Source organism: Psychroserpens luteus (assembly GCF_015319355.1).
Taxonomy (GTDB): Bacteria; Bacteroidota; Bacteroidia; order Flavobacteriales; family Flavobacteriaceae; genus Psychroserpens; species Psychroserpens luteus.
This window is the reverse complement of the sequence record NZ_JADILU010000003.1, coordinates 419,434-432,833: the sequence shown is the minus strand read 5'-3', so window position 1 is coordinate 432,833 and position 13,400 is coordinate 419,434. Positions and strand designations below refer to the sequence as shown.

14 protein-coding genes are annotated in these 13,400 nt (G+C 31.0%); 2 read left to right on the top strand and 12 right to left on the bottom strand.

All coding sequences use genetic code 11. The annotated features are described in order from the left end of the window. Positions 1 to 31: 31 nt before the first annotated feature. From IM744_RS08970 to IM744_RS08915, 12 genes are all read right to left on the bottom strand, one after another. Positions 32 to 1,069 (bottom strand): hypothetical protein, encoded by a 1,038-nt coding sequence (locus tag IM744_RS08970; protein ID WP_194507788.1) that lies wholly within the window; start codon positions 1,067 to 1,069, stop codon positions 32 to 34. A gap of 106 nt (positions 1,070 to 1,175) precedes the next feature. Beyond that, positions 1,176 to 1,439: a hypothetical protein gene (locus tag IM744_RS08965; RefSeq protein ID WP_194507787.1), complete on the bottom strand. Its 264-nt coding sequence runs from the start codon at positions 1,437 to 1,439 to the stop codon at positions 1,176 to 1,178. Positions 1,440 to 1,714: 275 nt separating this feature from the next. Beyond that, complete coding sequence (locus tag IM744_RS08960) at positions 1,715 to 2,515, bottom strand: AfsR/SARP family transcriptional regulator (protein ID WP_194507786.1); 801 nt, start codon at positions 2,513 to 2,515, stop codon at positions 1,715 to 1,717. Positions 2,516 to 2,522: 7 nt separating this feature from the next. Beyond that, positions 2,523 to 3,092: a hypothetical protein gene (locus IM744_RS08955; protein ID WP_194507785.1), complete on the bottom strand. Its 570-nt coding sequence runs from the start codon at positions 3,090 to 3,092 to the stop codon at positions 2,523 to 2,525. A 336-nt stretch (positions 3,093 to 3,428) separates the two neighbouring features. Continuing rightward, the gene (locus tag IM744_RS08950; RefSeq protein ID WP_194507784.1) at positions 3,429 to 4,259 is read right to left on the bottom strand and encodes a universal stress protein; all 831 of its coding nucleotides are present in this window, start codon (positions 4,257 to 4,259) and stop codon (positions 3,429 to 3,431) included. A 161-nt stretch (positions 4,260 to 4,420) separates the two neighbouring features. Then, on the bottom strand, positions 4,421 to 4,810 hold the full coding sequence (locus IM744_RS08945) for a hypothetical protein (protein WP_194507783.1): 390 nt from the start codon (positions 4,808 to 4,810) through the stop codon (positions 4,421 to 4,423). 10 nt (positions 4,811 to 4,820) lie between these two features. Beyond that, entirely contained in the window at positions 4,821 to 5,204 is a 384-nt protein-coding gene (locus IM744_RS08940) for a hypothetical protein (protein WP_206694478.1), read from the bottom strand. A 54-nt stretch (positions 5,205 to 5,258) separates the two neighbouring features. Then, positions 5,259 to 5,678, bottom strand: a complete 420-nt coding sequence (locus IM744_RS08935) for a GreA/GreB family elongation factor (RefSeq protein ID WP_194507782.1) — start codon at positions 5,676 to 5,678, stop codon at positions 5,259 to 5,261. A 20-nt stretch (positions 5,679 to 5,698) separates the two neighbouring features. After that, positions 5,699 to 7,003, bottom strand: coding sequence for a Glu/Leu/Phe/Val family dehydrogenase (locus tag IM744_RS08930; protein WP_194507781.1), 1,305 nt, complete (start codon positions 7,001 to 7,003; stop codon positions 5,699 to 5,701). A 176-nt stretch (positions 7,004 to 7,179) separates the two neighbouring features. Continuing rightward, positions 7,180 to 7,344, bottom strand: a complete 165-nt coding sequence (locus IM744_RS08925; protein WP_194507780.1) for a hypothetical protein — start codon at positions 7,342 to 7,344, stop codon at positions 7,180 to 7,182. A gap of 186 nt (positions 7,345 to 7,530) precedes the next feature. Continuing rightward, entirely contained in the window at positions 7,531 to 8,859 is a 1,329-nt protein-coding gene (locus IM744_RS08920; protein WP_194507779.1) for a sigma-54-dependent transcriptional regulator, read from the bottom strand. 8 nt (positions 8,860 to 8,867) lie between these two features. Further along, positions 8,868 to 9,959: a sensor histidine kinase gene (locus IM744_RS08915; RefSeq protein ID WP_194507778.1), complete on the bottom strand. Its 1,092-nt coding sequence runs from the start codon at positions 9,957 to 9,959 to the stop codon at positions 8,868 to 8,870. 400 nt (positions 9,960 to 10,359) lie between these two features. Here IM744_RS08915 and IM744_RS08910 point away from each other — a divergent pair, with 400 nt between their 5' ends. After that, positions 10,360 to 11,871 (top strand): sodium/pantothenate symporter, encoded by a 1,512-nt coding sequence (locus IM744_RS08910; protein WP_194507777.1) that lies wholly within the window; start codon positions 10,360 to 10,362, stop codon positions 11,869 to 11,871. Next, entirely contained in the window at positions 11,846 to 13,351 is a 1,506-nt protein-coding gene (locus IM744_RS08905; RefSeq protein ID WP_194507776.1) for a class I adenylate-forming enzyme family protein, read from the top strand. The genes IM744_RS08910 and IM744_RS08905 overlap by 26 nt, the downstream gene beginning before the upstream one ends. Positions 13,352 to 13,400 lie beyond the last annotated feature (49 nt).

Below are 13,400 nucleotides of genomic sequence, written 5' to 3'. Positions count from 1 at the left end.
TGATTTTTATATTAATTATACAGTATTAAGATTAGGCAGTTCTATATCTTTCTACCCATTTAACTAAACCTTCAGCACCTTCTTTCACAGCAACTTCAGCTTGTTTTTTCCAATCTTTCAAATCTGTACTTGCGAATGAAACTGTTTCTTTTTCAAGAATTGCTTCTACTTCTGCAGTTTCAAGTTTTGCATATTCTGCATACGTGTTAACTCCATTGTTGTTTAAAGCCAATTCTGTTTTTGGTCCAATACCGTAAATTAACTTTAAATCATCTTTAGCAGATATTTTGATTGTTTTGTTAACCTCAGTTTTTACTTCTGCAACTTTAGTTACTTCTTTTTTAGCCTCAGTTGCTTTTGTAACTGTTGCCTTTTTAACAGCAGTAGTTTTCTTAGCTACTGTTACTTTTGCTTTAGGTGCTACTTTCTTTGCTACAGTTTTCTTTGGTGCTTTTTTAGCAACAACTTTAGTTGCTTTTGCTTTAGTCACTTTTGCTTTCGTAGCTGAACTTTTAGAAGCTTTAGTTGCTTTATTCACTTCCTTTTTAAGATCTTTTCTAGCATCTTCAAGTTTGTTTTCAGCAGTGTTAACAACGTTATAAGCTTGCTTTAATACATCACCTTTTAATTCGTTGAATTTCACCATACCTTTAACTTTCATGTCTTCAGTTGCTTTTTCTGCTTTCTGAACCATTGGGTTTTCAGTTACTTTTTCAGTAATATCTTCTACTATACCAACAACTTTTCTACTAATCGGGTTATTGATTACTTTATTTTTAGCTTTTTCAATTAACTTATCATCAATACCAACTAAATCCTTCATTTTATCAGCACCAATCATAACTTGACCTTTTACAGCTTCTGCAGTATCAAAAATCATATTGATTTGTTGCTCTCTTACTTTCTCTGACTTCTTAATTAACTTAGAGGCTAATTTTTGCCATTTTTCACCATTTTCAATAGTTGTGTTAATTGCAGATAATGATACATTAACCAAACTTGTATTTACTTTTTTTGCAACACTTGGTTTGTCACCTTTTTTAGTTGCTTTTTTTGTTTTAGTTGCCATAATATATTTTGTTATTGTGTTGTTATTGTTTTAATTCTGGTACAAACATACAATCAGTGAGTTACAAATGAGTTGCACTTGAGTATGCTTACCTTTTATTTTTTAATTATTTGAATTTTGGTAAAAATTTTACAGCCTTACCTTTCACAGTTTCTAATGTATCAAAAACTAATTCCTGATTTTTTGCTGAAGCTTTAATACCTTTTTTTACAATTTTAGTAGAAAGCCCTAATCCTTTTTCAGCTAAACTAATAGACTTCATTGCTAACTTTTCCGTAGTACTTAAAGCTAAATCATTTGCTTTAGTTACTAATTCTAATGCTTTGTTAGCTGTTGTATCGATAATTGTTGTTTGCTTTTTAGTTGCCATAATATTATAGTGTATTAATGTGTTGTTTTATTTTATGGTACAAACGTACAATCAGGTAGTTACAAATGAGTTGCAATTATAGTATGGAAGGGAAATAAATTTGAAGATTAGATATTTCCGAAGAATAAAACACAGTAATTATGAGTGTTTCAAGAGTTTTTAAAATTATAATTATTTTAAAATATATTTTATTATTGGAGACGACATCTAAAATTCTCATGCAAAGGCGCAAAGCTGAGTACGGAAATAAAATATGTTAATACCTAGACTAAAAACTAAATACTCTCGATCTCCTGAAGTAATTTTTTAGTCGCAGGAAGTGGATCAATACCATATTCTTGGTCTAAAACATCTGCACATTTTTGATAGGCTTTGATAGCTTGTGGTCTATTGCCTTTAATAATATAAGCTTGCATTTGTAGTCTGTAAGCATCTTCCCAAGTTTTATCTATAGCTATGGCACATTGCGCTAACCTGATGCTTTCTAACGGGTTTTCTTGTAATAAAATTTCAGCAAGAATCACATAAGCACCTAAAATTAGAACTTGAATTTTCTCGCGTTCTTCAGACGACCAATCTTCAAAAATACGATTGGGCAAATACACACCTTGATATAAAGCTATGGCAGATTTATAAGCCGATTTAGTTACTGTTAAATCTTCTCCCAAAGCTTCGTTACCAATAATAATATATTGCTCTAACGCTTCAACGTCTATCCAAATTTTTTCTAAATCCAGTTGATAACTGATCCCTTGCCTAATAACAAAACTAGGTTCTGTTCTAGATGGTCTTTCTGGCTCTAATACTTTATTTATACCATGCAAAGCGACTTTAAAATCACGATCATCTCCTTCTTCCCAAAGATGATCCATAATTTTTTCTTTATGAAGCGCATGTCGCTGTCTGTTAGAAATTAAATACTGTAATAATTGAACCGCCTTATCTCTTCCAAATTGTTTAGAATCAACTTTCTCATTGTTGCGCCACAAATTAAACTGTCCCAAGGTTTGAATACGAATAATCGCATCCTCTTGAAATTGTTTAAGTTCTTGCAGTTTATCTTTGAGATGACCCATTTAAGATTTACTTCTTTTTAGGTGGAGTTGTCTTTTTTATTGTCTTTTTGGTTGTTTTCGTGGCACGAGTCGTTTTTACTGGTTTATTAATAGCATCAACTTTTGCATTGAGCTTTTTCATCTCATCTGCCAATTGAGAAATAGATTCTTTTATGGAGTTAAAATCTGATCTTGATGCATTTCGCCATTGGTCTATAGGCACTTTTTCCATTAAGTCTTCACCAAAATCTGTAATTTGATCTTGAAAATGTGCAACTTGTTTTCTAGGATCTTTAATAGTTTCCATGATTACTTTAGGTCCTTCTTTCGCCATGGTTTTCCATAGAGAGAAACTCTTTTTCAATAAAGAATCTTGCTGTTCTGGTGATTTATGTTTGGTTGCTTCTAATGTGAGGTCTGCTAGTCTTTCTTGAATAAACTTTACAGCATCATTAAAATCTGAAAAACTTTGATCTTCACCACCTTGAATATGTGACACTTTACCTCGCCATTGCACTTTAGATTCTCCATCTTCCTCAAAAATAATCTGATTAAAACGAACCATGAACGAAGCTGTTTGATCTGTTTTTTTAGTCATAATCTTATAATTTACATCGCCTACAAATTACAATTCTTTTTTTGATAATTAGGTAGGCTTGATAGAGAACAATGCTTGATGAATTCTATTTAGTTGATTTAAAGAAAGGAAGAATTTAGCTATTAATATCAAAAAACCTATTTGATAAATAGATAGCACTAATCAACTTAAAAGAATGAAAAGGCAGAGTTACTGCCTATAAATTTATAAAATGAATAGAAACATTTTAATTTTGGAATATTGGTGCAGGCACAAACCAAGACAACAAAGCAATTACAATTAATCCAACCATAATCGCTAACACATAAAATTTTCTATTACTCATAAGTCTAGAATTTATTGATGAATAGTTAACACTGTATTTGTGCGTAACTGCTCCATGGTAGAAATAACTTTAGACTTAAACAATCCAATTTTCCTGAATAAATCTGGCTTCTTATCAATCACACACATGACCGTTTCTTGATGAGATTGAGCATAATTTTTAAGCTCCTGTGGCGAACTTGCATATTGCAATTCAATTGGTGTTATTATATATTTTTTTAAATGAATAATTAATATTTCTAAATTAGAAGCAACCTCATTAGACAATGAGTTTTGATTTTCTAATACTAAGATTTCTATTTTAAAATTCGTATTAGTTAACAACTCACAAAACCTATCAATATCACTGGTATTAATTTTTTGTTTGAAATTTGATGCTATAGTAAGTTGCAATCCTTTACAAACAGAAGCTTGAGGTGGCACTATTAAAATAGGGCAAGATCTTATTTTGGCTAATATACTTTGATTAGTAATAGTCATCGTTTTTTCTCCACTACTAGAGAGAATGACTAAGTCAATATTTAATTTATCAATGTTATTTTTTATGCTATCAACTAATTTTAAACATTCTGAAACAGCATTAAACTCATGCTTTAAATTATTAGATTTTAAAGTATGTCGCTCTACTAATTCCCCTAATTTATTTATAGATTCTTGTTTGGGTTCATCAAACCAATCATCATCTGCTTGAAGCATTTCTATGGCGTTTAAACCAGCAACATCAAAAGTATATGCATTGAGAAAATAAAATTCACAATGATCATTTTTAAAGAGCTCAATTACATAATCTATAGTTTGATAACTAGTTGCAGAAAAATCTGTGGGTATTAATATTGTCTTCATCTTAAATCAATTTTAAATATTATTTCTTTAAGGATAACCGTGAAAGCAATCACTTTCACGGTTGTTAATACACAAAACCAACAAAAACCTTTATTGATTACTAACCAATCACGGTTTTGCGTAATTTCCTCTGATCATAAGGTTATCTTTTTTTCTAATTATTATTTACTGTGATATTTGTGAAGTAAAACATAGAATTGATTCTTAACCATGTTACACTCCTCTATAAATTTCAAATAGTTTTCACGTTTTTGATTATGTAATTTTGACCTTACTGCATCATACTCGACTTTTCCGTATTCATATTCTTTTTTAAGTTCTTGCTCGTATTTACATAAACTTGCCATGTTTAAGATGTTTTTTCTACGTAAAGCTTGAATATTACTTGAAACAGATGTGTTTTTTATGAGCTGTTTTTCGATAATCTTATGATGATCTAATTCTATATTAAAACACTCTAAAGTATGTATCCAAGAGCTCAATTCACTCAAGTCTTTTTGTATACATAATCTCCTATGTACATCTATTTTAGATGCTGAAATTGTATTCAAATAATTTAGATTAACTACCTATTAAATTTAAAAGCGTGAACTTTCCTTGAACTTTATCGAAAAACTCATCCTTAAGTCTTCGGTATTTATCTAAATGATACAAATAACTTCTACGATATGACTCATGCTCTGTAATATAAACCATGTCACATTGCGTATCCTCACACTCACTTATATTAGTTCGTGAAGCAGCATATTTTGTAAGCGCATTAAATAAATTCTCATTTTCTATTTTTTTCTTCTGAAATCGAACAAACACACTATCATTGTCCAGTTTTTTATTTAAATCGCCACTACACAAATTGATAAGGTTAACTAGTTCTTTTCTAATATATTCTAAATGATTGATCCAGTTATCAAGTTCAATTGTGTTGATTTTATGAGTTACATCCAAATCATTATCATGATCATGTATTTCGGTATTAAAAGTTGTCGTCGCTTTACGTTTTTAAATTACTAAATCAATCCCACTTAAAGTTTCCTGTCGACTTACATCTGTAATTTTTATTAAATGTTTTCCGCCTGGAAAATCCCAATCAATATTATCATCTTTAGCATAACCTATCAAGGCAGCTCCCATTGGTGTAAGTACAGAGATTTTATTCTCTTTCGAGTTTTTATCAATAGGAATTACCAGTTGTACTTTTTTTTCTATGCCATTTTCAAATACAATGGTAACCAGGCTATTAAACCTTATAACATCATTAGGCATATTTTCATTATCTACTATGTGAGCGGTTTTAAGTTCTTCTGATAGTTTTATAAGTGATTTTTGAATCTCATGATCCTCTGCATATCCCGAAATATTGAGTATTCGTTTTAAATACACATATTCCTTTTTCTCTAATATTAAACTGCCGTACTTCATGTCTTTTATTCTTTAAATTATCAAGGAAAAATCCCTCTCTGTATGTAGGCTTTTTCAATACGTTGAATGGCAATACAAAATGCAGCAGTACGCATATCTACACCTTCATTATTAGCATAATCGTAAACTTTGTTAAAAGATTCTTTCATCTTTTTATCTAGTTTAGCCATCACTTCATCCAATTGCCAAATCTCTCCATTTCGGTTTTGTAACCATTCAAAATAACTACCAACAACGCCTCCAGAATTGCATAAAATATCTGGTATAATAGTCACACCTCTTTCTAAAAGAATTTTCTCTCCTTCAACATTTGTAGGTCCATTTGCACCTTCAGCAATAAGCTTTGCTTTAATTTTTGGCGCATTTTCTTTAGTAATCTGGTTTCCTAATGCTGCAGGAATACAGATATCACAGTTTAAAGTGAAAAATTTATTTTTATCTAAAGTCTTAGCATTTGGAAAATCTACTATGCTACCGTCGTTTATTTTAGTATAATTAAAAAGATCCTCTACTGTAATTCCTTTTGGGTTTTGAATACTACCAAAAGCATCTTGTACACCAACTAATTTTGCGCCATCTTTTTCTAAAAAATGTGCAGCCCAATAGCCAACATTACCAAAACCTTGAACAATAAATGTTTTTCCTTTAAGGTTCATTTCATTTTTTTCTGCCCAAAATTTAATTGATAAATACACACCATAACCTGTAGCTCTATCACGACCTTCTAAACCTCCACTTCCATCTGGTTTCCCTGTTACGACATGCTGGTTTGCTGTACGTTCTGCCGGCGGACGTGTACTCATATAAGTATCTGCAATCCAAGCCATAGTTTGACTGCTTGTATTCACATCTGGAGCAGGAATGTCGTGTTCTGGTCCAATATTATCTGCTAAAGCAAATGTGAAACGTCTTGTAATTCGTTCTAATTCAGATTGAGAATACTTAGAAGGATCTATTTTAATTCCTCCTTTTCCTCCACCATAAGGCAAACCTGCTAACGACGTTTTCCATGTCATCCACATAGCTAATGCTCTTGCAGCATCAATATCTACTGTTGGATGATAACGTAAACCACCTTTATAAGGTCCTAATGCATTGTTGTGTTGTACACGGTAACCTTGAAAAATTTCGACTTCACCATTATCCATTTTTACAGGAAAATTCACGATGATTTCGTTATTGGTAATGCTTAAAATTTTTCTAATGTTTGGATGTAAATTAATATGATCTGCAGCACTATTAAACTGCTCCATAACGTTATCCATCATACCTCTTACAGGTACTTTTTTAGTTGTTTTTTTCAAATCTGCTGTTAATGTTGCCATACTATTGTTTTTAATATTTTCTATTTGAAATATCTATTTGTTATTGATCTTTCGTTGTATTTATCTGTGATGTATTTATCTCTACAAACTCTATTATTCGATTTTTTTCCTACTGAATTTCGAGTCGTCATTGCTGATATTAATGCGTTAAAAATCATAATCTTTATTGTTAAATATTATACTAATTCTAGTACACGCTCTGGTTGCTGTACATTATTCATATTAGTTTGACTTGGTTTAATTTCATCAAACTCACTACAAGACCAAACTTTATCTTTTTGAGCTGTTAATACGCAAGAATTGCTATGTATGCAACTCGGACAAATATTAAAGTGATTCATATTAAAACTTATTAATGTTATTGCATACCAAAAAGCAATGCTTATGCCAAAACATTTATAATAAAGGACACAAACCACAAAAACCCTTATAGATAAAGGGTTTTAAGTATTAATTAGCAAATTTTAAAAAACATTAAACTGAGACAAAATCACCCAGTTGGGTAAAAAAGTATCAGTTAAAAAGCGTCATTCTGAAAGTTTTTGACGAATGGTTTTTCTATCTATTTGAAGAATTTCAGCAGCTTTAGTTTTATTATTTCCGGTTGCTCGAAGCACTTTTTCAATATACTGCTTTTCGATGACTTTCAAAGGTTGTAACGTTTCCGAAGAAAAACTTAAACTGTATTTTAAATGTTCTGGTAAATGTGTAACATCTATTATTTTATCGCACATAATGACTGTGCGTTGAATGATATTTTCTAGTTCCCTAATATTCCCTGGCCAATCATAACGTTCTAAAATAGCAAGTGCTTCTGGTGTGATTTTTATAAATCTATCCTTATACTCTATTCCATATTTGAATAAAAACTTGTCAACTAGTAAAGTAATATCTTCTTTTCGTTCTCGTAATGGTGCCACTTCAATTTCAACAACTGTCAATCTATAAAACAAATCCTCTCTAAAGGTATTTTTCACAATCATATCTTTCAAATCACTATTGGTAGCAGCAATAATTCTAACATCAATTTTCTCTGCTTTTGTAGCTCCAACTTTAACCACTTCCTTTTCTTGCAACACTCGCAATAAACGAGATTGAACAGCTAGTGAAGCGTTTCCAATTTCATCTAAAAAAATAGTACCTCCATTTGCAGCTTGAAAAAACCCTTCTCTATTGGTTTCTGCTCCTGTAAACGCACCTTTAATGTAACCAAACAACTCAGCTTCCAATAAATTTTCAGGGATTGCACCACAATTTACAGCGATAAATGGCGCTCTAGAAAACTTGCCTTGATAATGAATTGCTCTGGCAACCAACTCTTTTCCTGTACCACTTTCACCTTTGATAAAAATGGTCGCTTTATTATTTTTTACACGTTCAATGACCTGAATGACATCGTTTATCTTTTCTGAATTACCAATAATTTCTCCGTAAGCTTTATTTTTTTCTTCGGAAGTTTTTGATAACGATGGCGCTTTTTCTTCCAAAGTCATTATAGATTTATCCAGTGCAGATTTTAGCTCGTCTTTTGTAAATGGTTTTGTCAAATAATCTACCACACCAGATTTAATGGCTACTAACGAATCTTGGACAGATGGATAACCAGTAACTACCAATTTTGGCAATTTTGGGTAATGTTCAGACACAAATTTTATGAGCTCAGAACCATCTAAGTCTGGCATTTTTAAATCGGTAATTAATAAATCTATCTTTGTGTCTCTTAAAATAGCAACTGCTTCTTTTACAGAAATAGCCTTAAAAACATGATAATTCCAGGATTGCAAATGACGTTGTAACAATTCTAAAATGTTTACATCATCATCAACTATAAGTATATTTTCTTTGCGTAATTGCATATCTTCATTTATTCTTTAGGAAGTATTACTGTAAAAATAGCACCTTTATTTTTATTATTTTCTGCGGAAATTTTGCCTTTATGTGAAGCTACAATTCCATGAACAACACTTAATCCTAATCCAGAACCATCACCAATGGGTTTGGTTGTGAAAAACGGTTGAAATATTTTATCTAAATCTTCTGTTTGAAACCCTTTCCCTTCATCAGAAATTTTTAGGATAATTTCCTTTTCAGTTTGTTGAGCTTCAATAGTTACCAAACCATTTATTGGAGAGAAATAAATGGCATTAATCAATAAATTGAAAATAATTTGTGTCAATTGAATTGGATCTGCTCTTAACCACAATTCTTCTTCATCAATTTTAACTATGTATTTCACTTGCTCTTTTCTAAAGGTCGCATCTAGTAAATGAATAGCATTTTTAATAACAGGAACAATATTGACGTGCTTCATTTCCTGTGGCATTTCACAAGCAAAAAACATCAATTTTTTAACGACTTCTCTTGAAAAAATAGCATTTTTAATTATTTTATCTACATCATCAGAGGACTTAGTATTGCTTATTAAATCATCTTTTAGCAATTCGGCAAAGCCTAAAATATTAGCTAAAGGCGTGTTAAGTTCATGGGCAATTCCTGCAGTTATTTCTCCTAATATACCTAAACGATCTGCGCGTTCCATTTGACGCTTTAATGACGTTTCGCTATTCTCAATTTCAATACGCTCTAACAAGCTCCCGACTTTTAGTGCGATACTATTCAATAATAACTGCTCTTCTTTTAGAAAATCATTTTTACTATATTTTGATGCTTTTAAATGTGCTTCTATTTTGCCTTTCGTCTTGTTGAAGAGGCTTATTTCCGAAGAAATAAAAACCGTATCTTTTTCTATTGCATGTGTTGAAATATTTAAAGTTTCAGTATTAATTAGAATTTCGGTTTCAGCTTCAAATTGAAATGCCTTTTTTAAACTGATCGCTATTGCCTTAAGTGTTTTTTCTATATAATCAACATCTGCATTTACTATAATTGAAGACACCTCGTAAAGACATGTCAATTCTTTTATACGCTCTTTTAAGGCTTGTTCTGTTGTATTCATTGGGTTAATTTTCAGTATTAAAAACTTTAACAACTTGTTTGTAATATTTAAAAAGTAAGTAAAAGATTAATTTATATGAACTGTTCCAAAACCCTGTAAATTCACCTTTTTCAACATCTTTATAAACCTATTAATATCATTGATAAATGTATGAAAAAAGTAATGTTCTTCGTGATAACATTTGAAGTATCTTAACATTATGAAATTCTAAAATTAGTTTTTGATAACTTCTAAATATCTAATAAACACATAAAAGTCACACCCAACAACTATATATACATATTGGATTAAAATAAATTATTATGATATAAACATAAAAAAGTCGCACCTTTAAAAATACAAATAATAAAACCTATGATTATTTAAAGTTTGTTATTTGTTTTTAAAGATAAAAATTGAAATGATAGCATCAGATAAATTGGTAACCTACATGTGGATTTTATTAGCAGTTTATGCTGCGGTAATCTTATTTTTCGTCGTTAGAGGCGCTCGTAAAAATACAAGCATAAAAGATTATGCAGTTGGCAATATTGGATTCCCTTCTTGGGTTGTTGGTTTGTCATTGGCAGCATCAATGACTAGTGCTGCTACCTTTATAATTAATCCAGGATTTATTGCGCTCTACGGGATTTCTGGAGTAATCTCTTTCGCTATCGTATTACCAATTGCTGCGTTTATTTCATTGATCGTTTTCACTAAAGGCTTTGTTAAACAAGGGAATGCAGTTAAAGCCACAACCATGGCACAATGGATTGGTAAACGTTATAAAAGTAAAAGCTATGCATTTTTCTTTGGTATTATTGCCCTTTTACTAATTACATTTATTGTTCTAATTAATGTTGGATTGACACAAGTCATTTCTAAATCACTTAATGCAGAACCATTTTATGTTCTCATGGGAATTACAGCATTTGTCTTTGGTTATATGATGTTTGGTGGAGCTAATTCAATGGTTTATACTAATACAATTCAAGCGATTATAATGCTTATTGTTGCTATTATTTTAATTGGTTCTGGATATGACTATTTTGCAGATGGTGTTACTGGTTTCTTTGACAAATTAAATGCTATCGATCCAAATCTAACAGAACCAACAAATACATCTAGTTTTCTATTTCGTGATTATTTTGAAATCATTGTAGCTCAAATTGTTATTGGAGTTGCTATTGTTTGTCAGCCACATATTATAACAAAATCATTATTATTAAAAGATTCTAGTAAAATCAACACCTATTTATTTAGTGGTATTGCTTTTATGGTCGTTTTCTTTTTAGTGGTCATTGTTGGTTTGTATGCACGAATAAGCTTTCCAGATTTAATGGTAGGTGACAAAAAATTAAGAATGGATGAAATTATACCAACTTATGTGGTTACTAAATTTTCGGTAGGTGTTGGTTTGGTGATTGTTGTTGGTTTAATTTCTGCAGGACTATCTACTTTAGAGAGTTTAATTCAATCGTTATCTATAACCATTACTACAGATATTATTAATCCATTATTTAAAGATAAATTTACTGAAAAAACCATAACTATAAACAAAGTGGTGATTATCATTTTGGGTATTGTCAGCTTTTTACTAAGTTGGCAACAAATTAAGAATCCAGATGTGAGTGTGGCTATTTTTGCTCAAAACGGTGTCTATGCGTACTTCGCAGCTGCTTTTGTTCCTGTTTTGTTTGGTACGTTTTTAAAGAATGTATCTACAAGATCGGTTTTTATTGCTAGTATTACTGCAATTGTAGTGCATTTTGGTATTTACTACGGAAGACTAACACCTTACATGCAAGAACCTGTAAATAATCCAGGGGTTTCGGCAGCTATTGGGATTATAACATCTCTTGTTGTTGGTTATATCATTTTTAAAATAGATTCAAAAAAAATAGAAAGTGGACAGACTAGATTGGACAGCTAAATGGGCAGATTATACGCCAGAAAAAATTGCTATAACATCGTATGACGTAAACAAAAGTTATACGTATAGTGAGTTAAACACTTATGCCAATCGCTTAATCCATAAATTCACAGAACTTAATCTCGAAGAAGGTAACCGAATTGCTGTTTTAGCAGATCATGGTTTAGAATACATGGTACTTTTTGTAGCTTGCCAGCGCATGGGATTAGTAATTGTACCATTAAACTATCGTCAATCTGTTAACGAAATATCTAAACTTGTTAACGATTGTACTCCGAGTTTATTTATCTATAATGCCAACCATAAAGACAAAGCAGAACAATTACCGATTCAGAATTTAAAAGTGTTAACTTTTGAAGAGTTATCAGATTATTATCAAATCACGAGCGATTCTACCATCAAAACATTTCAGATTAAAGAAGATAATCCATTATTTATTTTTTATACGTCTGGTACAACTGGCTCTCCAAAAGGTGTTATATACACCAACAAAATGCTATTTTGGAACAGTTTAAACACTTCTATGCAATTGGGTATTACGTTTAGGGATTCTACCATAAACACCTTACCGCCTTATCACACTTCTGGATGGAATGTTTTTGTCACTCCATTATTACACAAAGGTGCTCATATTGGAATGCTCGAAAAATTTGATGCAGAAAAAATATTATGTCTTTTAGATCTTAATAAAACAACATTATTCATGGCTTTGCCTACCATGTTATTAATGATGCAGAAAACACCTGTTTTTAAAGATGTTAACCTTAAAAAATTACGCTATATCATTTCTGGAGGTGAAAAAGTACCGTCAGAACTTGTTTCTTTTTGGAAAACAGAAAAGAACATCTACATAAGACCAGGTTATGGACTAACAGAAGCTGGCCCAAGCATTACATCTTTACATCATAAAATGGCAGTTTTAAAACCAAATTCTATTGGAAAACCCAACTTTTATTTAGATCTAAAAATCGTGAATAAAAAAGGAGAAACCGTTAAACCAAATGAAGTTGGAGAACTTTGCATCAAAGGAGACATTGTAACACCAGGCTATTGGAACAACTCGGTTAAAACAAGCAACAAAATTAAGAAAGGCTGGTTATTCACAGGCGATTTTGCTTGTAGTGATGATGAAGGTTTTTTGTATATGAAAGGTCGTAAAAACGACATGTATATTTCTGGTGGAGAAAATATTTACCCACAAGAAATTGAGGTACAATTGGAATTGATAAAAGACATAAAAAAAGCTGTTGTTTTAAGCGTAAAAGATGAAAAATGGGGAGAATGTGGCATAGCATTTGTATCCTTAGCAAACGATGACCTTTCGGTAATAGAAATCCGGGAAGAACTCACCAAAAACTTAGTTGCTTTTAAGCATCCTAAATACATCTTTATTTTAGATGAAATTCCGTTAACTAGTTTAGGTAAAGTGTCTAGAAAAAAACTTTTTAAATATTTTAATGAAATTAAATCTCAACAATGAAACGATTTGGCACTTTACTTTTAATACTACTATTTAATACTACTTTATT